This window comes from Velazquezella soli (genome assembly GCF_977018685.1).
In genome coordinates this window covers 196202-217493 of sequence record NZ_CDRNXF010000005.1, presented here as the reverse complement: position 1 = coordinate 217493, position 21292 = coordinate 196202, and the positions used below count along the sequence as shown (strand labels likewise).

The following is a 21292-nucleotide window of genomic DNA, read 5'->3' as shown; positions in this document are numbered from 1 at the left end:
GGGGGCCGACGTGAACGACTACGAAATGCTGCGGGTGATTGAGTTCCTGGACAAGACCCGGCGGCCCTTCGGCGACGTGATCGGCGGATTCGACGAAGACCCCGGCTGGAAAATCGTGGTCTTTCTGATCAAGGCCCATATCCACAGCCAGACTGTCGCCATCTCAACGCTCGGCCAGGAATCCGGTCTGCCCTACGCAACCTCCATGCGGCTGATCAATCGCATGGTGGACAGCGGCTACATTTTGAAAGTCCCCAAAGGGCCCGGCGCCAAGACCTTTTCCCTGCAACCGAGCGAAAAGCTCCTGCAGTCCTTCCAGGCTTATGCCGGAAAGACGAAGTCCCTGCTTGCCCAGACGCTCGGCCTGCGCGGCGGCGAGCAGGAGGAAGACTATTACTTTGGCGGGACCCCGTTGGGCTCGCAGATCATCCCGCCCATGCGACTGGTGCAGAAGCGGGTCGAGTCGCATATCGAACTGCGCTTCCTCCTCAACCACGACAACTACTTTTCGTCCATGCGCAACATGTGGGCCGACTTCCGCAACAACCTCGCATCGAAGAAGAACTTCGATCTTCTGCCCCTGCCGGATCTCTATCGCCGCATCCTGGACAATCGGAACAAACCGGTCTCCGACTACGATGTTCTCGCCATCAACATGCCCTGGCTTGGCGAGTTTGCCGAAAAGGACATCATCCGCCCCTTTGATGCCCTGATTCAGAAAACCGGTATTAACCCGCTCGACTTCCATCCTTCCATCTGGTCGACGGCCCGTTGGGATGGCCAGGACTATGGCGTTCCGGGCTACTGCACGATTGAGATCCTCGCCGCCCGGCGGGACCTGTTTGCCGATGCCGGGCTGGATTTCCCGCGAAAGTTCGAGGACGTGCTTGCCGCAGGCCGGCATTTCCACGCCCCGCAGCACGGCATGTATGGCGCAGTCTGGGACGGTGCCCGCGGCATGCCGATAGCGTCGAGCTTCATGTTCTTTCTCGGCGCTTGCGGCCAGCCGACCATTTCACTGCGCAAGTCCCGGGCGGGCTTTACGCTGGAGGGTGTGAACCTCGAAGAACTGCACTGTACCATCCAGTCGGATGCCGCCCTATCCGCGCTGGACTTCATGCGCCGCCTAATCGAGATCTCGCCGCCCGGAATTCTCAACATGGCGTGGGACAAGACGCTTGACGTGTTCATGAAGGGAAAGGCCAGTCTCGGCTATTTCTGGACGATGCGCGCGGCAAGGTTCGAGTACGACGTCCAGTCCGTGGTCAAGCGGCGGGTCGAGTACCTGCCACAGCCCTCCGGGCCTGGCGGCACCCGCGCCTCGCCGATCGGCGGTTTCCTTTTCTGCATTCCGTCCAATCTGCCCGAAGCCCGGGTGGAACTCGCCGCAGACGCAATCGCCTGGATGGCGTCGCGCGAGGCCATGAAGGCCCATGTCAAGAACGGCTTTCCGATCGCCCCGCGCTTCTCGGTGAGTGCGGACCCGGAAGCTGCGGCGAGTTCGCCGATCGTGCGTTTTGTCGATCAGCTCGCGAAGAAGAACCTGCTGCACACCTGGCAGCGCCCCAATATTCCGCAATATTCAGCGATCGAAAGGATCCTTGGCGAGGAAGTGCATGACGCAATGTCGGGGGCAAAGTCAGACAGGACAGCATTGGCGGATGCGGCCGATCGGATCAACCGGGAGCTTAAAACCTCAGGGAAATGACGCACCGGGCCTGCGAGCTAGAAAAGGACGGAAGCCGTCTTGAGACGGCCACCGGCAGTGTGCCATCGAGATACCTGCGGCTTCGCCAACCTATCGAGTTGATGACGCTTGAGAGCGCAGTTTCTGCCACCCGTTCAAAAGGCGTAGCGGAAAAGCATGAAGCCATAGGCAAGCGCGACAAGCGCAGTGATCCGGATCCGCAGTTTCCAATACCACTGCCGTGAAGGATCCGTAGAAAGGGTCCTGTGGTCGGCGATCAGCAGAAGCGCAAACAGCAACACCTGTACCAGCAGGGCTATCGGCAAAGGACTGGCAACCAGTGTCGCAAAGGCAATGAGAGCCAGCACGTTACTGGCGACAATGATCACCAGGTCGCCCCTGCCGGTTTGAGCGCTTCCCCAGAGGGCTCCGGCCATAAAGGATGCGATGACTGCCCCGTAGGACAGGAATGCGGGTGCCGTTTCAAAACCGAGAACGGTCGAGGGGGCAATTGCCAGCAGCCAGAACGGCAGGGCCCCGCAATAGGTCAGAAGCGTGGAGATGGTCCGCGGGGTCATTGTCATGGCGCTACCTTTACGATCTGTTTGAGCGCATCGCCAAGGGCCGCGGCGCTGAGGAACGCTGCCTCGACCCGCCCTGCGATGCACCAGTCTCCGCAAGCCGCCAATTGGGACACATCATCGAGAAGGAAAGCCTGTCCGGCCGGCTGATCGACATTGGCATAGCGCCAACGATGGATGGTTGCAGCCTCAGCCTCACTTGGGGAGATCGGAATATAGCGCTGGAGCGCCTCCAGCATCGTCCGACGAACGTCTTCCAGTGGCTCCTCCAAATGATCGTCCGACCACTTGGCCGTCGCGTTCACCACTAGACAGGGCTCGTCAGGCCGTTCCGGCTTGGAATTGTTGCGGGAGATCCAGCCGATGACCGAATCATCGACACGGGCGGCAGCAAAGGGAAGCTTTGCATCCTCGGTCTGGCGGATCATCAGCGTGAAGCAGGCATTCATCCGGGTTTTTGCCAGCGCCCCGTGATGCGTAAACTCGTCAGGAAGAAGCAATGCCGACTGCGGGGCTGGCGCCGCTAAAACCAGCCAGTCGAACGGGCCCTCGCGGCGATCGCCGATTTTCAAGAACCACTTACCCGCCGTGCCGCTGATCGCCTCCACAGGCGCGTCGGTCTGGATATCAAGGCCTGCCGCCATCGCTTTCGCAAGCGCGTTCATCGAAGGGCTCCCGACATAACGCGTGGTGTCGCCCCCCGACAAAGCCGCGAGATTGCCGTCGGGCAGCGTTGCAAGCGCACCGGTCCAGGGCTGAACCACTCCGTCGGCCTGCGCCGTCTCCAGCGCTGCACGGAAACGTCCGTCCCTGATGGTGAAATACTGCGCTCCATGATCAAAAGTCACGGCATCGGTTCGCCGTGTCGCCATCCGTCCGCCGACGCCTCTGCTTTTCTCGAAAATCCTGACATCGGCACAGTCGGCCATGGCTCTGGCCAGAGTCAGGCCGGCGATCCCTGCACCGACAATGCCCAGTCGTATTCGTCTTGCCATGTCTGTCGATCTCCGGCGGTGGCTGAGGCCATCAATGCCCCATAGGTTCCGCCGCCGCAAGCCGATCAGGCTGCGTCTCTGGTTTCCATCTTGGATGCGGCCTTGGTTGAATACGTGGGCGCTCGTGGGCGCAAGGTGCCCTATATCGGGGATAGAGGGCACCGATCCAGCAGGTAGGCTGTGATGTAACCTATGCTTGCGGAACATCTGTGCAGATGGGATGGTTTGGCATTCTTCGCACTCGAGGTATTAGCCATGCTCATCAACACTACGAAGCACACGTCATGATGGAGCAAGTCACCGTCTGGTTTGACAGCGGCTGCCCGCTTTGCCGGCGCGAGATCGCGATCATCCGGAGGCTGGACCGCCGCAATGCAATCCGCTTCATCGACGCCTGCGATCCCATGGCATCGTGTCCTGTCGATCGTGTGGAGATCCTGTCGCGGTTTCATGCCGAAGAAGGAGGCAAGCTTTTGTCGGGGGCGGCAGCCTTTGCCGCCATGTGGCGTGCGATACCCCTTTTGCGCCCGCTCGGTCTCATCGCAGGCTGGCCTCCCGTCACGCCATTCTTCGAGATGGCCTATCGGGGGTTCCTGCGACTGAGGCCGTCTCTGCAGAAGTTTTTCCGGTGAGAGATACCGTGGTCACGGCGCTGTTTGAACGCGGCTCGCTGCCGACCGTCCCGAAATTTGCCGATTAGCGCGGGGGAAGCCAGGCACGCCTTCATCAAGAGCGTGCCTGGCTATGAAACCGGGTTGTTAGGCCAGCCAGAAGATGATCCCGGAAAGCGCAAAGCCAACGAGGCCCACCAACGTCTGCATCGCGGTCCAGGTCTTGAACGTGGTCTTGATGTCCATGTTGAAGAAGCGACCGACCAGCCAAAAGCCGGAATCATTGACATGCGACAGCATGACAGAACCGGATGCGACCGCGATGACGATCGCTGACAGCTGAATACCCTGATAACCGGCAGCCTGCACCGCAGGCTGCACCAAGCCAGCAGCCGTGATGAGTGCAACCGTCGCGGAGCCCTGTGCAACGCGCAGCGCGGTCGAGATCAGGAAGCCTGCCACCAGTATGGGCATACCGATATCGGCAAGCACATCCGACAAAGCATTGCCGATCCCCGAAGCACGCAGAACGCCGCCAAACATGCCGCCCGCGCCGGTGATCAGGATAACAGAGCAGACAGGTCCAAGAGCAGAGTCAACGATGCGCTCCACCTTGATCGGATCGCGACCGCGCATTGGCCCAAGAACGTAGCCGGCGACGAGAACCGAAATCAGAAGTGCGATTGGAGTAGAGCCTACGGTGCGGGCAAGCTGGAACCAGCTGGCATCCTTGCTGACCCATTCCTGTGCGCGCGCGAAATCGAGGCCGGTATTCATGAAGATGAGAACGAGCGGCAAAAGAAGAAGTGCAACGACGAGGCCAGGGCTCGGCAGGGAGATTCTCTCGTCGTCGGAGGATTGCTCATCAGTGACGTTGTCGGGCACCGGCAGGTAGATGCGTTTGCCGATCCAGCTTCCGAAAAAATGGCCCGCAACGACCCAGGTCGGGATGGCGACCAACAGACCGACGATGATCAGGAGTCCGACGTCAGCGCCCAGCAGTTCGGCTGCGGCGACGGGCCCGGGATGCGGCGGCACGAAAACGTGCATGCACGAGAAGGCGGTCGCGACCGGGATGCCGTAGAGAAGAAGGCTTCCGCCAAGGCGACGCCCTACCGTGAACATCACCGGAAGCATGACGACGAGGCCTGCATCGAAGAAGATCGGGAAGCCGAAGAACAGCGACGCGATGCCCAACGCCAGCGGTGCACGTTTTTCGCCAAATCGGCGGACGAGGTCATCCGCAAGAGCCTGCGCACCACCCGATACTTCCAGCAAGCGACCCAGCATGGCGCCAAGGCCGACAAGCAGAGCAACGCCCCCGAGGGTCGAGCCAAACGCGGACGTGAGGGTGGTAAGGATATTCCCCGCCGGAATTCCCGTCACGAGCGCGGTCAGGAAACTGACGAGAATGAGCGAGACAAAAGCGTGGATGCGAAACTGGATGATAAGAACCAGCAGCAGCGCAACGGCGCCAGCCGCAATGGATATGAGCGTACCCGCTCCCAGGGTCTGTTCGAACTCCGGCAAAATTATACTCCTACAGGGCTTAGCGGTTGTGTCTGCGCGATGTACGGAGGTATCGCCCAGAATGCAAACTCAACCTCAATCGACGTGCACGACCACGTTAGGGCCGCTGCTCAGCGCGGCTTGCAGGAATTGCCTGCGAAGGCTCTATTCAACTTGAAATCGGACGTTCAACCAGAACGGCTGGTCATCACGCAGTGTCAGTCGCGTCGCGCATTTGCCTGCATCCTGCGGCGAAACGCGGATGGCCGGTCGGCGAAGCGGTCGGTGAAAGCTTCGTAGAAGCGCGAGACCGAGCCGAAGCCGGATTCGAAGGCGACATTCGTGATCGACATGTCTGTCGAGATCAAAAGCGAGCGAGCCGTGTCCAGCCGGTGGCGGGCAATCGCCTGGTTCATCGTCTGGCCGACCGCCCGCTTGAACAGGCTCATGGCATAATTTGGATGAAGTCCCACATCCCGCGCCACGTGATCGACGGAAATATCGCCGAGGGCGTGTTCGGCAATGAAGCGCAACATCTGCTCCACATGACCGGCGCGCCCGCTGTCACTGGATGAGAGGCCGGCAATGGCAGGGGCGTGTTCGCGCAGATCCCGCCAACCTTCCCGTTCGATCCTCAAAACCCGGGCCGTGAGCTCGGTTCGGACGATCTCTGCCAGTCCCTCGTCACCCTGCAAGAGTTCCTCGCGCCATCTGAGAAAGACGTCCTCATCGAAAGGCCTGATAACGGTCGCTTCGATGACCGCACCACGGAAGACGGCATCCCGGAACCGGCTGAGAGTGGCAAGACCAAGAAAAACGGACATGGGAACATAGAGACAGACAAACCGCGTACCTTTTTCGATCTCCGTCACCTGATGCGGTACCATGCCCCAGAAAAGGCAGAGACGACCCGCGCCGATCGTCAGTTCCCGCCCGTCGAACCAGTAGGTCATCTGGCCCTGGGTAAGAAAATTCAGTTCGATCTGACTGTGCATATGCGGGCCAGCCATCCGCTGCACGACAAGAGTTTCGCCCGCGCAGAACCGATGGTCGCCGAACACGACAAGCGGGTGCCGCGGATCGAGATCGGGATGTGCCGGAACCGATCCGTCCTTTAAAATGGTTGATGCGGCCTTATCCATCTTAGGATCCCGGAAAACATTCCCTGAAATACAGTGGAACTCTACGGGTTTGTGGCGGAACATCAAGACGGGCTGGAGGAGCTCGATCGGTAAGGCTGAAATCTAGGACTTCATCCGGTTACCGATGGTCACAAGGGAGGAACACATGACCGTTCTAAGAAAGAGGCTGCTTGGCCTCGTATTGTCGACTTTTCTAATTGCGCCATCGGTTTTCGCGGGCGAAATCACAGTCAATTCAGACCATTCGGATCCCGTCCCGAAAAAGGCGATGGGCGATCTGATTGCGGCCTTCGAGAAGGCCAACCCCGACATCAAGGTCAAGTGGAACAACTTTGACCACGAAGGCTACAAGGCCGCGATCCGCAACTTCCTGACCGCCGACGCGCCTGATGTCGTCGCCTGGTATGCCGGCAATCGCATGGAGCCCTTCGTCAAGGCGGGACTGTTTGCCGATGTGAGCGATGTCTGGGCGGCCAATGGCTACGATCAGCAGATGAAGGCTGCCGTACCGTCAATGACGATCGACGGCAAGAAGTGGGGCATGCCCTATACCTATTACCAGTGGGGCATCTACTACCGTAAGGACATCTTCGCCGAAAAGGGGATCACCCCGCCAAAGAACTGGGCCGAGCTGATCGCCGCGAGCGCCAAGCTCAAGGCTGCAGGGATCACGCCCTTCACGATCGGCACCAAGGCACTCTGGCCGACCGGCGGCTGGTTCGACTATCTCAATCTTCGCGTCAACGGCTACCAGTTCCACATGGATCTGACGGCCGGCAAGGTTCCTTACACCGATCCCAAGGTAAAGGCCGTGTTCGAGAAATGGGCCGAGCTCGTCAAGCCCGGCTACTTCATCGATAACCATGCGGCGATCGACTGGCAGGACGCAGTCCCGCAGCTCGTCCAGGGCAAGGCCGCCATGTATCTGATGGGCAATTTCGCCGTCGCCACCATGAAGGACGGCGGTTTGAAGGAGGAGCAGATCGGCTTCCTTCCCTTCCCTGAAATCACCCCCGGCCTGCCGAGGGCTGAAGAAGCGCCGACGGATACGTTCCACATTCCGGCCAAGGCGAAGAACAAGGAAGACGCCAAAAAATTTCTCGCTTACGTCGGCTCGGCCCAGGCACAGTCGACGATGAACGCCACGCTTGGCCAGCTGCCCGTCAACAATCAGGCCGAAAAGCCGAAGGACGTCTTCCTCGAGGCCGGCTTCACGATGCTATCGGGCGCCCAGGGCCTCGCGCAGTTCTACGACCGCGATGCCAATGCCGAAATGGCAAAGGCCGGCATGGAAGGCTTCCAGGAATTCATGGTCAAGCCGGACAAGATCGACGCCATCCTGGCACGGCTCGAGAAGGTCCGCACCCGCGTCTACAAGTAGCGCTTCCTCCCAGGAGACCGGGCGCAGCGACCGAGAGGTCCTGCGTCCGGGCGCAACTCTTACAATCTGCAGGGGTATCGTCGTGAGCTATTCCGCAACGCCGCAGTCGCGCCGCTCGAAGAACAACAGGGAATGGCTCACGCCATGGCTGTTTCTCGCCCCCGGCCTTTTCATGTTCATCGTCTATGTTCTTTTGCCGATCTTCCAGTCGATCTGGATCAGCTTTCATGACTGGGACGGGCTTGGCGAAAAGGTCTGGATCGGGCTTGGCAATTACCGCGAACTTCTGGATGACGATTCCTTCTACGTTTCCCTGAAGAACAACGTCATCTGGCTTCTGCTCTATCTTCTGGCGATCCCTGCAGGCCTTGCCGTAGCACTTTTCCTCAACCAGTCGGTCACCGGGATCCGGCTCTACAAGTCGCTGTTCTTTTTCCCGTTCGTCATAAGCCAGGTCGTGGTCGGCCTGATCTTTACCTGGTTCTACGCGCCGGATTTCGGGCCGTTTTCGAAACTGCTGGAGTGGCTGACGGGAGAGCAGCTGGCGGTTCTGGCGGATGAGCGCTACGTCACCTACGGCATCATCATCGCCGGCCTGTGGCCGCAGACGGCCTATTGCATGATCCTCTACCTGACAGGTCTCAACAACATCAATCCGGAACAGGTCGAGGCCGCGCGGATGGATGGCGCCAAGCGGTTCAAACTTCTCTGGTACGTTGTCCTGCCGCAGCTTGCGCCGGCCACATTCATCGCCATGGTCGTCACGGTCATCGGCTCGCTGCGCTCCTTCGACCTTGTCTCGATCATGACCGCCGGTGGTCCCTACGGATCAAGCCAGGTTCTCTCCTATTTCATGTTCGAACAGGCATTGTCGGAATACGGTTTCCGCATGGGCTATGGCGCCGCGATCGCAGTCGTACTGTTCCTGATCATGATGGTGTTCATCTCGCTCTTCATCGTGCGGATGCTTGTCCAGGAAAGGAACGCCTGATGTTCCCCTCCCCCATTCAGAACGCATCGCCTTGGATGCGGACCAGCTACAAGGTGCTCTTGCCTGTGTCGCTCGTCCTCTGGCTGCTGCCGCTGATCGGCGTCGCCATCACCTCGGTGCGGCCGGCGGGCGATCTGGCAGCCGGCAACTACTTCGGCATGCCCTCCGGTTTCGCCGGTGTCGAGAACTACACGGCCGTCTTCCAGGATTCTCCGATCGGTCTCTACATCCTGAATTCGTTCAAGGTGACGATCCCGACGGTCATCGGCGCGGTCGGTATTTCATGCCTGACCGGCTTTGCGCTGGCGGTCTATCGCTTCAAGGGCAATCTCGTCCTGTTCTTCATGTTCGTCGCGGGCAATTTCATTCCCTTCCAGATCCTGATGGTTCCGGTTCGCGACCTGACGCTGAAACTCGGTCTCTACGACACCGTGACGGGACTGGTGCTTTTCCATGCGGCCTTCCAGACCGGTTTCTGCACGCTCTTCATGCGCAACTTCATCAAGGGCCTGCCCTTTGCCCTGATCGAATCCGCGCGCGTCGAAGGCGTGTCCGAATGGAAGATCTTCCGCCATATCGTGCTGCCGCTGATGCGGCCGGCGATTGCGGCGCTGTCCGTCCTGATCTTCACTTTCGTCTGGAACGACTACTTCTGGGCAACAGTCCTCGTGCAGGGCCAGCACGCCATGCCTGTCACCGCCGGCCTCTATTCGCTGAACGGCCAATGGGTTGCCGCCTGGCATCTGGTGTCCGCCGGATCGATCATCGCGGCTCTGCCGCCGGTCGCCATGTTTTTCCTGATGCAACGGCATTTCATTGCCGGCCTGACACTTGGAGCCACTAAGGGATGAGTGACATCGTAACTGTCGAATCCGGCGATTTCGCGCTGAGCCTCCGCCTGCCCGAAACGGGGATGCCCGAAATCCTGGCCTTCGGCCGCCCGCCGGTTGCCGCCGATCCGCTGTTTGAGATCGAACGATCGAGCCGAATCAACGGCATGGACGTCGCCGTCCCCTCCGCCGTCCTGCTGCCATCTGGCGGAATGGGCTTTTTCGGCTGGCCGGCGATTGCAGGCCACCGCGCCGGCCGCGATTTCATTCTCGCGTTCAGCGGCTGGTCGGCAGCACGGGACGGAGCACAGACCGTGCTTTCGGCGAACGACCCGGTCGCACGGATCGGGATCTCCATCACGCTTACGGACCATGCGTCCGGCGTGCTCTCGATCGCAACCCGGCTCTCCAATGCGGGCGATAGCGACTACCAACTCGATCGCTGCATGGCCGCGAGCTTCCTCGCGCCCTCAGGTGAGACAACCATCACCAGTTTTACCGGCTCGTGGGGCCGTGAATTCCAGACGCGTCGCGAGACGCTCGGCAATGGCCTATGGATGCAGGAAAACCGCCGCGGCCGCACCTCGCACGACCGTCTTCCAATGCTGTTCGTCGAGACCGGTGACCAGCGTTTCGGCGTCACGCTCGGCTGGAGCGGCAATCACCAGATCGCCATCGACCGTACCGATGACGGCCAGCGCCTCGTCCATCTTGGCGAACTTTTCGAGCCCGGCGAGATCATTCTCGCGCCCGGCGAGAGTTACCAGAGCCCGGTCGCCTATGCCGGGCCGCACAGCGAGGCATTTCATGCCTTCGTCCGCACCGAGCTTGTCCAGTGGCCGGGCGGTTCCATGAGCCCAAGGCCGGTGACGCTCAACACCTGGGAAGGCAACTATTTCGACCACCAGCTCGACTCGCTTCAGGCGCAGGCTTCTGCGGCTGAAGCACTCGGCATCGAGCGTTTCGTTCTGGACGACGGATGGTTCGGCAAACGCGACGACGACACGACGAGCCTTGGCGACTGGGATATCGACCCGCGCAAATATCCGGACGGACTGAAACAGCTCGTCGATCACGTGACAAGCCTTGGCATGCAGTTCGGCATCTGGTTCGAACCGGAAATGGTCAATCCCTTGTCCGATCTGTTTACCGCCCACCCGGACTGGGCGCTGCAGGTCGAAGGGCGGCCTCTGCTCGCGTCCCGCAACCAGCTTGTGCTCGATCTTACCCGGCGGGACGTCTCCGACTATCTGTTTTCGAAGATTGATGCGGTGCTTGGCGGCCACGCGGTTTCTTATGTCAAATGGGACATGAACCGCGACCTGACCCATAGCGGCGGTCGCGACGGCAAGGCAAAGACCGCCGCCCAGACACGCGCCGTCTACGCCCTGATGGATCGCGTTCGCGCCGCTCACCCCGATGTCGAGATCGAAAGCTGCGCGTCGGGCGGTGGCCGGATCGATTATGGCGCTCTCGCCCGCACCCATCGCGTCTGGACATCGGACTGCACCGATGCGCTGGAGCGGCTGGAAATCCAGCGCGGCGCCTCGCTTTTCGTGCCGCCGGAAATTCTCGGCAGTCACATTTCCGCAGACCCCAACCACCAGACCAACCGTCGCCATTCCCTGAGCTTCCGGGCGCTGGTGGCGATGGCCTACCATTTCGGCGTCGAACTCAACCCGCTGGAACTCTCAGTCAAAGAGCGCGGCGAGCTGGCGCTCTATATCGAAACCCACAAGCGGCTTCGCCCGCTTCTGCATGCGCCCGGCGCCAACTTCCGGCTTGAGCCAATCGATGGCCGTTATGTCTGGGGTGCCGCAAGCGCTGAAAAGATCGTCGTCATCGTTGCGCAGGGACCGCAGATGGTGGGCGAACAACCCGCAACCCTGCGGTTGCCTGAACAGATCATACGCTTCGGGGGAACCTGGCGCATCGAAACTGTTCTTCCCACAGAGCCTGATTTCATCCGCATATCGGACGGTCAGAAGCGACTGCTTTCCGGCGAGATCGCTTTCGATCTGGCAAATTCCGGGCTTGCAGGCCTGCCCTTGCCGATGCTTCGGCCCGAAAGTGCCCTGCTTCTCGAACTAACACCTCACAATGGGAGACAGACGCGATGAGCGACGTCAGCCTGCGCGCCGTCAAGAAAAGCTTTGGCGCCGTCAATGTCATCAAGGGTGTCGATCTCGATATTGCCGATGGCGAGTTCTGCGTTTTCGTCGGCCCGTCCGGCTGCGGCAAGTCCACGCTGTTGCGGATGATCGCCGGCCTTGAGAGGATTTCCGAGGGCACGCTGTCGATCGGCGGCCAGGAGATGACCGATGTCGGCCCGTCGGAGCGCGGCGTCGCCATGGTCTTCCAGTCCTATGCGCTCTATCCGCACATGACTGTTGCGGAGAATATCGGTTTTGGCCTGAAGATGACGGGCCATCCGAAAGCACTAGTCGCGGAGCGGACGGCCTATGCGGCCAAGATGCTGCAACTGGAGCCGCTGCTGCAGCGCAAGCCGGGGCAATTGTCGGGCGGCCAGCGCCAGCGCGTCGCGATCGGCCGCGCGATCGTCCGCAATCCGGATGTCTTTCTATTCGACGAGCCGCTCTCCAATCTGGATGCGGCGCTGCGCGTGCAGATGCGCTCGGAGCTGTCGAACCTGCATCAGGATCTGAAGGCGACGATGATCTACGTCACCCACGATCAGGTCGAGGCGATGACCATGGCCGATAAGATCGTCGTGCTGTCGGCAGGTCGCATTGAGCAGGTCGGTGCGCCGCTCGAGCTCTATCACCGGCCGAAAAACCTGTTCGTCGCCGGTTTCATCGGTTCGCCGAAGATGAATTTCCTCACCGTTCCCGTGACATCAGGGGAGAACGGCCGCGTCACCGCAAGCCTTCCCGGCGGCGCGTCGCTTTCGCTCGACACGCATGGCGCCTCTGTGAAAGGCGCAACGATGACGCTTGGCATTCGCCCCGAACATCTGGATGCGACCGGCGCGGGCGACGTCGTTCTGGACGGCCGCGTGAAACTTGCCGAACATCTCGGCTCCGAGACCCTGTTCTTCGTTTCGCTCGCCGATGGTGCAGAAATTTCGGTAAAGGCCGACGGCCTTGCAAGCCAGCGGGCGGGCGACCCTATCCGCATCGGCATTCCGGCCAGGGCCTGCCATCTGTTCGATACCGACGGCCATGCCGTCGTCAATGGAGATCTCACACGATAATGCTTGGCGTCTGCTACTATCCGGAACACTGGAACGAAGACCGCTGGGAAACCGATGCGCGGCGCATGCGCGAACTCGGCATTTCCTTCGTGCGCATCGGCGAATTCGCCTGGTCACGGCTTCAGCCGAGCCGCGGCAATTTTGACTTCGCATGGCTCGACCGGGCGATGGACGTTCTGACGAAGGCTGGCCTCAAGATCGTGCTGGGTACGCCGACGGCGACACCGCCGAAATGGCTGATCGACGAATATCCCGAGATTCTCCCCTATGACGAACAGGGGCGTCCGCGTGGTTTCGGCTCGCGGCGTCACTACACCTTCTCCTCGGAAACCTGGTGGCGGGAGAGCGCCCGCATCGTCGAGGCGCTCGCGAAACGGTATGGCGACCATCCGGGCCTTGCCGGCTGGCAGACTGACAACGAATACGGCTGCCACGACACGACGCTGTCCTTTGGACCTGAAGACCTGAAGGCATTCCGCCGCTGGCTGCGGTTGCGCTACCAGTCTACCGAGCAGCTCAACGAAGCCTGGGGCTCGGTGTTCTGGTCGATGGAAGTCGCGAGCTTCGACGACGTCGCGCTGCCGAACCTGACCGTGACCGAAAGCAATCCGGCGACGCGGCTCGATTTCTGGCGTTTTCACTCGGAGCAGGTCGCAGCCTATGACGCAATGCAGTGCGAGATCATCCGCCGGCATTCGCCGGATCGCTGGATCACCCATAACTTCATGGGCTTCGTTCTCGATTTCGACCATTTCCAGGTGGCTGACAATCTCGACCTCGCCTCCTGGGACAGCTACCCGATCGGCTTCGTCGAAAAGTTTCCGTTCTCGGAGGCGGAGCGCAATCGCTGGGCCGAGACGTCGCATCCGGATATCGCGCCGTTTCACCACGATCTCTATCGCGCGGTGGGCCGTGGCCGGTTCTGGGTGATGGAACAGCAACCCGGCCCGGTAAACTGGGCGCCCTGGAACCCGATCCCGAAGCCCGGCATGGTGCGCCTCTGGACCTGGGAAGCGCTGGCCCATGGCGCAGAAGTCGTCAGCTATTTCCGCTGGCGGCAGGCACCCTTCGCTCAGGAGCAGATGCACGCGGGTCTGAACCTTCCCGGCCTAGACGAACTTTCGCCCGGCGGCCGCGAAGCTGGACAGGTAGCGAGCGAGCTCGCCACTTTCGGAACTCTGCCGGAAACACAGACGGCTAAAGTTGCTGTTGTCTTCGATTACCAGAGCTACTGGACGACGGTGATCCAGCCGCAGGGCAAGGACTTCCGTTACGAAGAACTGACCTTCCGCTGGTATGAAAGCCTTCGGCGCCTCGGCGTCGATATCGACTTCGTGCGCCCCGGCGCGCCGCTGGATGGCTACGCGCTGGTTATTTTGCCCTGCGTCACGGAAATATCCGCGGATCTGGAGAGGGAACTCCGCCAATTCGACGGTGTAGTCCTGATCGGCCCCCGGACCGGATCGCGCACGCGCAATTTCACCATTCCCGACAATCTGCCGCCCGGTCCGCTCTCCGATCTCACCGGCCACCGCGTGTTGCAGGTCGCCACGCTGCGGCCGGGCCTTGCCCACCCGGTGACCGGCCAGGTCTCGGGAGAGGCGATCCGCTGGCGCGAAGATATAGAAGCGACCGGCGATGTTCTTGCCCGCTTCGGCGATGGCATGCCGGCCCTCACCCGCAAGGAGAAGATCCATTACCTGGCCTGCTGGCCGGATGAGTCACTCCTTGCCGCAACGATGAGCCTGGTTCTGGACGCTGCGGACATCCCCACGTTCGAGCTGCCGGAACATGTTCGTATGCGGCGACGCGGCGAGCTCGTCTTCGCGTTTAACTACGGTGCGGAGGACTGGACGGTTCCAACCGGGATCCGCATCGTGCTCGGCGAGCGCACTCTTCGCCCGTATGAGGTTGCTGTCTGGCGGGCGTGAGCGAGCCAGACAGCAACCAAACACGCGCCTGCCAAACGGTTGCTCGGGAGCTGAACGGGCCCTATGGAACGGTGCGGAACTGACCGAAATGATGCGAGCGGATCTCCACTACGACAGTCGCTGAGCTGTATCAGGATTCCGGCTTAGGCCGGTTCGCGGCAGGGTGTCGACCCGACATCCTGTTTCGATCTTCAGGAATGCCAGATGGCCCGCATCAACGGATGCTGAAGGGGAAATATTTCGCGTTGATGCTGTCATAGACTTCGCCAGCCTGAAGCTCCGCCAGGGCCGCATTGATCTTTGCCGTCAACGCAGCATCGTCCTTGCGGAAAGCGATGCCCGCACCTTCGCCGAAGATCGATGTGTCCTTGACGTCGGTGCCAACGAACTTGCAGCAACGTCCTTCATTCGTGTTCGTGAGCCAGTCGTACACGGCAAGCTTGTCTTCAAGCATGACGTCAACGTCCTCGTTTGCCAGCGCCTTGTAAAGCTCCGGCGAGGAGCGAAACACCGTTGTCTCGGCGCTTGGGAAAAACTTCTTGATGTATGCCTGCTGTGAGGTCTCCGCCGCGATGCCGACGCGCAGGCCCTTGAGGCTTTCGTCCGATATGGTGGTCAAGACCGAGTCCTTGCGTGCGATAAAGACGGAGGGACTGTCGTAGTATTTGTCCGAGAATGTCACGAGTTTGCGTCTCTCTGCACTCATCGACATGGACGATACGATCATGTCGTATTTGTTCGAAAGCAGATTGGGGATCATGTCGGTCCATTCCTGGACGACCAGTTCGCAGGAAAGCCGTGCCGTCTCACAAAGGGCCTTGGCGATGTCGACGTCGAAACCCTGCAGTTGACCGCTGGAGTCCACGTAGTTGAAGGGAGGAAAGCCTCCCTCAAACGCAACCTTGATCTTCTGATCTCCTGCCCGGTGGGCAGCGACTGCCTCTCTAAGGTTATGTGTGGGCAAAAGGAGCAACGAAGCAGCTATACACAGTGTGATCAGCGCTCTGGGGTTCATTTTCGGCATCTGGCTCTCTTCTTGTCGTCCGGGCTCGATTCCCGTATCGGGAATATTAGAACATACAAGGATTAAGAGCTTCTCTCGCATGCTTGTCAGCAGCCGACCAGAAGCTCATCTTGACCCCGGCCGTCTCCGGCATTGCGTGTTTTCGTCATCAATCGCGAATGCTTCAATTTTGAGACATGCTTTAAAAGCATTTCGTAATTAATCCCCTCTACACTTCCCTGGGCGAGGGGAGATTCCGTGTCTTCAAACTGGGTGTTTTCATTGTTGACGCGACTGTCGGCTCGTTCGTCGTCGCAGTCGGTTTTGATCCTGCTGACCGGAACCGGTCTTGCAATATTAGGGCTCGTTGTTCTCGCAGCCATTTGGGCCGGAAGTGAAAGCGACTCTGCGGCGCGCGACAGGCAACGAGAGCTGGTTGACGGCAGGCTGCAAAATCAGGTCGACCGCGTTGCACAGGATATGCAACTGCTGGCGGAAGGCTATGCTTCATTCTTATCGCCCGGCTCTTCGGACAGCGGCACGGAGATATCCAGAAGCGCGTCGATCCAGACGTTTGGTCGGATCGCCACATCCGTCTTTGGCTACAGCGCCGTTTTTCTGATTTCGCCCGACGGAGAACTCGCACTCCAGCCTGACCCCGATAGCGTGCGTCGTTTCAAATGGGTTCGTCCCGTCCTTTGGCCAATGATCTCGGCCGTAACAAAAGGCCTGGAAACCGATGGGCAGCACGCTCCCGCTCCCCAAAAGAATCAGGTGGAGTTGCTCCGGCTGGAAGGCAGGCCCTCGATTGCGGGCATCGTTCCGGTGGTTCATCAGGTGCAAGATGATCCGGGTAAGGTGAAGGCGGCATACTATCTGATCGCCATCCGATTCCTGGACGGCCCGACGCTCGATATGTTGAGCAGGGAGCAGGGTCTCGCGGGGGCACGTTATGCTCGCACAGCGGATTACGAACCGGGTGAGGTCGCGTTCCAGGTGGCGTCCACCCGCACGGCAGAGCCCATCGGATTTATCGTCTGGAAACCGGATCTGCCTGGTTCTCGCGTTATCGCGCGTCTCCTGCCCTTCCTGTCTGCCGCCGGACTTGTCGTCACCATCTTGTTTTCCGCCCTGCTGCTGCGCCTGCGCTATAGCCTGAAACAACTCGCTGCGAGCGAGACCCATGCGCGGCATCTTTCCCATCACGACGTGCTGACCGGTCTTCCCAACCGCGCTTTGTTTGCGACAAGACTTGAGCAATGTCTTACCGAACTCGGGACACAAGACCGCGAGACTGTCGTCGCGCTGATCGACCTCGACCGGTTTAAGCAGGTCAACGACGTCTACGGCCATCTCGCTGGCGACGAGCTGTTGCGTATCGCCGTAGAGCGGATGAAGTCGCTTCTTCGGCCTGGTGACACGCTTGCGCGTTTCGGCGGCGACGAGTTTGCCCTCCTCATCCCCTCTCTCGGCCACAACCGAAGCATCATCGGTTTGTGCAACGAGATCATGGTGCGCATCAGCGACCCGTTTCATCTTGTGAACGGTACTGTCGTTGTCTCTATCGGCGGCTCCATCGGATACACGGCCCCTGAGGGCGCGTTTACCACTGCCCGGGAACTCCTTCGTCGGGCAGACGTCGCACTCTACGATGCCAAGGAAAGTGGCCGCGGCCGCGCGGCAGAATACAATAGTTCGCTGGACACCCGCGCAAACGAACGCACCGAACTGCGGAACGAACTGCGCATCATGCTCGAAAGAGATGAAGGTCCGGGTGACACGCAAGGGGTGATCCGCGACAACCGGGTAGGTCATCTGGAAGTTTTTGCCCAAGGGGTCCATCAGGCAGACAGGTCAGGTGATGTTACAGGTGCGGAAGCTCTTGTCCGATGGCGCCACCCGACAAGGGGGCTTCTGTCGCCTGACAAGTTTATTCCGATTGCTGAAGAAGCCGGGATGATCAACCAGCTCGGCCGATGGGTCTTGCTCACGGCCGCCGCCGCTGCCGCGTCCTGGCCGGCTCATCTCTCGATTGCCGTCAACGTTTCCCCGTCACAAATCGGACAGCGCAACTTTGCCCAGATGGTTCTGTCGATTCTGAGGGATTGCGGGCTTTCGCCGGATCGCTTGGAGCTTGAAGTTACAGAGGCTGCCATTTTCAACCTCGACGAAGGCGCGGCCGAGAACCTGAACCTACTCAGGTCACGCGGGGTGAGAATTGCGCTCGACGATTTCGGCACCGGCTTTTCGTCGCTGAGCCATTTGATCGACCTCAAAATCGACCGCGTAAAGATCGACAGGTCTTTCGTCCAATTGCTGGGCTGCAAGGCAGAAGGTGCCGCCATCGTCTCCGCTATCGCCAGTCTGAGCCGAACATTGGGCAAGGCAACAACGGCCGAGGGTGTCGAAACCGAGGAGCAGAGGGAGTTCCTGATCGCAGCGGGATGCGACGAGCTGCAAGGTTACCTTTTCTCGCGACCCATGCCGATCGAGGCCTTCGGCCACCATGTGCGGCCGAGCCAAATACGCGTCTCGTTATAAACGGAACACGAACGGTGGCAGAATTCCATCCGTCGTTTCGGATCTGCCACAACTCTCGACAGTCGATGACGTCTTGCCTACAACGGATCAGGTCGTATGTTGTCTTGCTAACGTTACGGCGCGCGAAACAACTCCTGAGGAGGAAAGCTGGAATGAATTTCTTCCCGAGGATGGCTTTGGTGGCCGTCGTCTTGCAGTTGGGTCTCGGTCATGCGCGAGCAGACCGTCCTGATCTGGATCAGTCGGTGATGGTGTTCGCTGGCGCTATGGTCGATGAGAATATGCTCGACGCTGCCAACGTGTTCGGTTCTGACTACGAAGATAACGCGTTGATTGGGCTGGGGTACCAGGTGTTCCCATACCAGTTTGGGACGTTCAGCTTCGGCCTGGAGGCGGGTCTTGCTGGTCGGTTCGGCGAGAGCACGAGCGGCGAGGTGTGGGGCGGTGTCGTAGGTCGACATGACGGCGTCAGGCTCGGCCCTGTGCGTGTCTCGCCATCTTTCACGTTCGGCCTCAGCCATGTCACCAAAAGCCAGAAAGGTCGGGAGCGGGATCACGAGCAGGAACGGGACGGCAACGCCCGCACCCTGTTCTACCTTGGACCCGAGCTGAGCCTTTCGAGCGACAAGCTCCCGAACACGGAGGTGTTCTGGCGGCTCCACCATCGCTCAGGTGCCTGGGGAACGTTAGGCGACATGCACGGCGGCTCGAACGCCAATGTCGTAGGGGTCCGGTACAAGTTCTGACAAAAAAGGCCCGTATCAGGCTCAGCCTGATCGCATAGCCTGACGTTGGAAATGTCGATCAGCAGATGCAGGCTGCAGATCACACTGACTTTGGGAACAGTGGCGTCACATTCGTGGCTGCATTCCCGGTGGCGGGTTGGAGCTTGTTTGCGGTCGCCTTATCGAGGCCGTGCAGAATCTTGGCCAGCCCTTCGGCCTGACGATAGTAGTCCGGTTTTTCAGGAAGGGTCAGGTCGAACTCGCTGCTGATCCGAGCAATCAGATCCATCGCTCTTGCAGCAAGCCGGGCGTAACCCTCAATGCGGCGCTCGAAAAAGCCGTCATGCGCGGGTTTCGACAAATCGAGGCTTTCGAGAGCGTTCTCGTGGTTGCTAACACGGTTTGAAAACCACAATATCTCTTCGCCAAGATCCGCCCCGAAAAGTTGCCAGTCCGCGTCGTCAGGAAGAATCAGCACTGGTTCGGGAAGATGGAACGCGAACTCCTCCTGGTCCATAGGATTGAACTCAGGCCGGTCATGGACGGCTGCATAGGCGGCCCCGACGTAGTCATCGAGCGCCAGCATCGTTCGCATTGCAAGGCTGCGCGCGTTCCGGTTTGTCTGTCCCGGACGGACGAGAACGCCGAGTTTGTGGATGGACCGACTGGCGGATCCCAGAGCAAAGCTACCAGCGCCAATCAGCGCTCCCAACGTCATGAAACCTTGCGTTGTGCCGAAGAAATCAATCACCGAGTACCTCGTTAAGTAAGCCCGTCGTGGAGTCGACTGAAGAGTAAAAACCGGAATCGTTCCAAGTGACAGTCTGCACCGAAGCGTGCAGAAAACAAACGTTACCGTTCCAGTTTGATGAGATTTTCAAGATGGAGCGGACTTTACCGGCAATAGATGTGATGCCGAGCAGCCGTGTTCAAGTCTGCGAGCGATGCCCATCCTTCAGCGCGGGGCATACGTCATAGAGGTTCTCAATGTCTCCTGGACGAGGCATTGTCACGAGAAACAGGCTTCGTCGCCGGCAACAAGAACCGCGTCCATGCGTTATCGTCGCAACGGTCTCATGGTAACTGCGAAGAGATCGATAATGGAGACGACGATGGCGGCGGGTGTATTTGACGTTACGCAACTCAACTTGATCAGAGACGCGCACCTCGACTGGTGCGCCGTTAACACCATTGAGCCGACCAGCGTGTTGGGGGAGGAAGCGGTTGCCTATCTGTTGAGGGCATATGGCGCTGGCTGTGACAGCCCCCAAGAGATGATCGCGTCCCTCGATCGTCACATCAGCGAACGGGCGAGCCACGTACAGCTGGGATCGCCTGCTATACCATCATCCGGCGACGAACGTTGAGACCAGCGGCTGAGGCAACTCTGCCCGGCGACCGACCACGCAATTTCGTTCGTAAGTCTTAGACGATCGTTCGAGCGTCGGTCACAAGGCTTTGCCTTCCAGACGGGCCCGCAGTGTCGCGTTTTCGGCTTCCAGCTGATGCAGTCTTTGACGAAGGGGTGCTACCGCTTCCTCGACCTGCTGCTCGGTGTAGCGCGGGATGATGTGTTGTGGGCAGTTCCAGTCGTAAGCCTCGAGCCGAAGCTTGAATAACCGCTCAGGCCTGCCTTTGTAGGTGGGATCGGAGACCAGATCTGTAAGAGCCTGATCGGCATCGAGCGTTAGCCGGTCGACATGTGCGTAGATTTTGAGCCGGGCTCGTCGGACGTAGTCCATCAGGAACAGGCAGGCCCGGTCATTGGCTGCGAAATTTCCTGCACTGATGTACTGGCGGTTACCTCGATAATCGGCAAATGCCATGGTTCGAGGATCGACGACCTTCAAAAAACCAGCTCTCCCTCCACGGTGTTGAACGTATGGCCACCCGGTTTCAGACACCGATGCCATGTAGAAGCTGTCGCGCGAGGCGATGAAGGCGATTTCGTTTTCCGTGAATGTATCTGAGGGGCGGTCGTGGTTGCCCAACCATATTTGATCCGCACCCATATCCGCCTGTGCGGCTCTGACGCTCGGCGTCACGGCGACTTCCAGGAAATGATACGGCACGTGAACCCCCATATTCAGGCGGGCCCGCATGGTGACCGGACGGTGCGGCGCCGCGGATCGGACTATAGCTCGACCAAAT

At 59.8% G+C, this 21292-nt stretch carries 18 protein-coding genes; 11 read left to right on the top strand and 7 right to left on the bottom strand.

Going from position 1 to position 21292, the window contains the following annotated elements:
- The first annotated feature begins 10 nt into the window (after window positions 1-10).
- Window positions 11-1708 (top strand): extracellular solute-binding protein, encoded by a 1698-nt coding sequence (locus AC0JZ8_RS21475; protein ID WP_471893512.1) that lies wholly within the window; start codon window positions 11-13, stop codon window positions 1706-1708.
- A gap of 134 nt (window positions 1709-1842) precedes the next feature.
- Here the strand turns inward: AC0JZ8_RS21475 and AC0JZ8_RS21470 are convergent, their stop codons facing one another.
- Both AC0JZ8_RS21470 and AC0JZ8_RS21465 read right to left on the bottom strand, forming a co-directional pair.
- Window positions 1843-2271 (bottom strand): DUF3429 domain-containing protein, encoded by a 429-nt coding sequence (locus tag AC0JZ8_RS21470; protein ID WP_082476376.1) that lies wholly within the window; start codon window positions 2269-2271, stop codon window positions 1843-1845.
- A complete protein-coding gene (locus AC0JZ8_RS21465; protein WP_471893511.1) occupies window positions 2268-3263 on the bottom strand; it encodes an NAD(P)/FAD-dependent oxidoreductase in 996 nt (331 codons plus the stop codon). The genes AC0JZ8_RS21470 and AC0JZ8_RS21465 overlap by 4 nt, the downstream gene beginning before the upstream one ends.
- A gap of 284 nt (window positions 3264-3547) precedes the next feature.
- Between AC0JZ8_RS21465 and AC0JZ8_RS21460 the strand changes: the two genes are divergently transcribed.
- Window positions 3548-3895, top strand: a complete 348-nt coding sequence (locus AC0JZ8_RS21460; protein WP_471893510.1) for a thiol-disulfide oxidoreductase DCC family protein — start codon at window positions 3548-3550, stop codon at window positions 3893-3895.
- A 126-nt stretch (window positions 3896-4021) separates the two neighbouring features.
- On the opposite strand, the gene AC0JZ8_RS21455 is transcribed toward AC0JZ8_RS21460, so the two are convergent.
- Both AC0JZ8_RS21455 and AC0JZ8_RS21450 read right to left on the bottom strand, forming a co-directional pair.
- Window positions 4022-5404 carry a GntP family permease gene (locus tag AC0JZ8_RS21455; protein WP_062459880.1) on the bottom strand — a complete coding sequence of 461 codons (1383 nt, stop codon included), beginning with the start codon at window positions 5402-5404 and terminating at the stop codon, window positions 4022-4024.
- A gap of 197 nt (window positions 5405-5601) precedes the next feature.
- Window positions 5602-6525, bottom strand: a complete 924-nt coding sequence (locus AC0JZ8_RS21450; RefSeq protein WP_062459882.1) for a helix-turn-helix domain-containing protein — start codon at window positions 6523-6525, stop codon at window positions 5602-5604.
- Window positions 6526-6670: 145 nt separating this feature from the next.
- Here AC0JZ8_RS21450 and AC0JZ8_RS21445 point away from each other — a divergent pair, with 145 nt between their 5' ends.
- From AC0JZ8_RS21445 to AC0JZ8_RS21420, 6 genes are all read left to right on the top strand, one after another.
- Window positions 6671-7906, top strand: coding sequence for an ABC transporter substrate-binding protein (locus tag AC0JZ8_RS21445; RefSeq protein ID WP_471893509.1), 1236 nt, complete (start codon window positions 6671-6673; stop codon window positions 7904-7906).
- Between the two features lie 82 nt (window positions 7907-7988).
- Complete coding sequence (locus AC0JZ8_RS21440; RefSeq protein WP_471893508.1) at window positions 7989-8897, top strand: carbohydrate ABC transporter permease; 909 nt, start codon at window positions 7989-7991, stop codon at window positions 8895-8897.
- Window positions 8897-9748, top strand: coding sequence for a carbohydrate ABC transporter permease (locus AC0JZ8_RS21435; protein WP_184655817.1), 852 nt, complete (start codon window positions 8897-8899; stop codon window positions 9746-9748). The genes AC0JZ8_RS21440 and AC0JZ8_RS21435 overlap by 1 nt, the downstream gene beginning before the upstream one ends.
- Window positions 9745-11847: an alpha-galactosidase gene (locus AC0JZ8_RS21430; RefSeq protein ID WP_471893507.1), complete on the top strand. Its 2103-nt coding sequence runs from the start codon at window positions 9745-9747 to the stop codon at window positions 11845-11847. Before AC0JZ8_RS21435 ends, AC0JZ8_RS21430 begins: the two co-directional genes overlap by 4 nt.
- Window positions 11844-12941: an ABC transporter ATP-binding protein gene (locus AC0JZ8_RS21425; protein ID WP_113111417.1), complete on the top strand. Its 1098-nt coding sequence runs from the start codon at window positions 11844-11846 to the stop codon at window positions 12939-12941. Before AC0JZ8_RS21430 ends, AC0JZ8_RS21425 begins: the two co-directional genes overlap by 4 nt.
- On the top strand, window positions 12941-14872 hold the full coding sequence (locus AC0JZ8_RS21420) for a beta-galactosidase (RefSeq protein ID WP_471893506.1): 1932 nt from the start codon (window positions 12941-12943) through the stop codon (window positions 14870-14872). The genes AC0JZ8_RS21425 and AC0JZ8_RS21420 overlap by 1 nt, the downstream gene beginning before the upstream one ends.
- A 214-nt stretch (window positions 14873-15086) precedes the next feature.
- Here AC0JZ8_RS21420 and AC0JZ8_RS21415 read toward each other — a convergent pair whose 3' ends face one another.
- A complete protein-coding gene (locus AC0JZ8_RS21415; protein ID WP_471893505.1) occupies window positions 15087-15896 on the bottom strand; it encodes a transporter substrate-binding domain-containing protein in 810 nt (269 codons plus the stop codon).
- Between the two features lie 753 nt (window positions 15897-16649).
- Here AC0JZ8_RS21415 and AC0JZ8_RS21410 point away from each other — a divergent pair.
- The gene (locus AC0JZ8_RS21410; RefSeq protein WP_471893504.1) at window positions 16650-18416 is read left to right on the top strand and encodes a putative bifunctional diguanylate cyclase/phosphodiesterase; all 1767 of its coding nucleotides are present in this window, start codon (window positions 16650-16652) and stop codon (window positions 18414-18416) included.
- A 152-nt stretch (window positions 18417-18568) separates the two neighbouring features.
- Window positions 18569-19162 (top strand): hypothetical protein, encoded by a 594-nt coding sequence (locus tag AC0JZ8_RS21405; protein ID WP_471893503.1) that lies wholly within the window; start codon window positions 18569-18571, stop codon window positions 19160-19162.
- Between the two features lie 79 nt (window positions 19163-19241).
- Here AC0JZ8_RS21405 and AC0JZ8_RS21400 read toward each other — a convergent pair whose 3' ends face one another.
- The gene (locus AC0JZ8_RS21400; protein WP_192087379.1) at window positions 19242-19892 is read right to left on the bottom strand and encodes a hypothetical protein; all 651 of its coding nucleotides are present in this window, start codon (window positions 19890-19892) and stop codon (window positions 19242-19244) included.
- Between the two features lie 349 nt (window positions 19893-20241).
- Here AC0JZ8_RS21400 and AC0JZ8_RS21395 point away from each other — a divergent pair, with 349 nt between their 5' ends.
- Window positions 20242-20508: a hypothetical protein gene (locus AC0JZ8_RS21395; RefSeq protein ID WP_471893502.1), complete on the top strand. Its 267-nt coding sequence runs from the start codon at window positions 20242-20244 to the stop codon at window positions 20506-20508.
- Window positions 20509-20589: 81 nt separating this feature from the next.
- On the opposite strand, the gene AC0JZ8_RS21390 is transcribed toward AC0JZ8_RS21395, so the two are convergent.
- Window positions 20590-21213 carry a pyridoxamine 5'-phosphate oxidase family protein gene (locus AC0JZ8_RS21390; RefSeq protein ID WP_471893501.1) on the bottom strand — a complete coding sequence of 208 codons (624 nt, stop codon included), beginning with the start codon at window positions 21211-21213 and terminating at the stop codon, window positions 20590-20592.
- Window positions 21214-21292: the final 79 nt, after the last annotated feature.

Excerpts from the sequence above, each read along its gene's own strand:
- AC0JZ8_RS21430 (WP_471893507.1), top strand. The coding sequence starts at position 9,745 with ATGAGTGACATCGTAACTGTCGAATCCGGCGATTTCGCGCTGAGCCTC.
- AC0JZ8_RS21415 (WP_471893505.1), bottom strand. The coding sequence starts at position 15,896 with ATGCCGAAAATGAACCCCAGAGCGCTGATCACACTGTGTATAGCTGCT.
- AC0JZ8_RS21465 (WP_471893511.1), bottom strand. The coding sequence starts at position 3,263 with ATGGCAAGACGAATACGACTGGGCATTGTCGGTGCAGGGATCGCCGGC.
- AC0JZ8_RS21405 (WP_471893503.1), top strand. The coding sequence starts at position 18,569 with ATGAATTTCTTCCCGAGGATGGCTTTGGTGGCCGTCGTCTTGCAGTTG.
- AC0JZ8_RS21420 (WP_471893506.1), top strand. The coding sequence starts at position 12,941 with ATGCTTGGCGTCTGCTACTATCCGGAACACTGGAACGAAGACCGCTGG.
- AC0JZ8_RS21435 (WP_184655817.1), top strand. The coding sequence starts at position 8,897 with ATGTTCCCCTCCCCCATTCAGAACGCATCGCCTTGGATGCGGACCAGC.
- AC0JZ8_RS21395 (WP_471893502.1), top strand. The coding sequence starts at position 20,242 with ATGGAGACGACGATGGCGGCGGGTGTATTTGACGTTACGCAACTCAAC.
- AC0JZ8_RS21460 (WP_471893510.1), top strand. The coding sequence starts at position 3,548 with ATGATGGAGCAAGTCACCGTCTGGTTTGACAGCGGCTGCCCGCTTTGC.
- AC0JZ8_RS21445 (WP_471893509.1), top strand. The coding sequence starts at position 6,671 with ATGACCGTTCTAAGAAAGAGGCTGCTTGGCCTCGTATTGTCGACTTTT.
- AC0JZ8_RS21425 (WP_113111417.1), top strand. The coding sequence starts at position 11,844 with ATGAGCGACGTCAGCCTGCGCGCCGTCAAGAAAAGCTTTGGCGCCGTC.
- AC0JZ8_RS21450 (WP_062459882.1), bottom strand. The coding sequence starts at position 6,525 with ATGGATAAGGCCGCATCAACCATTTTAAAGGACGGATCGGTTCCGGCA.
- AC0JZ8_RS21470 (WP_082476376.1), bottom strand. The coding sequence starts at position 2,271 with ATGACAATGACCCCGCGGACCATCTCCACGCTTCTGACCTATTGCGGG.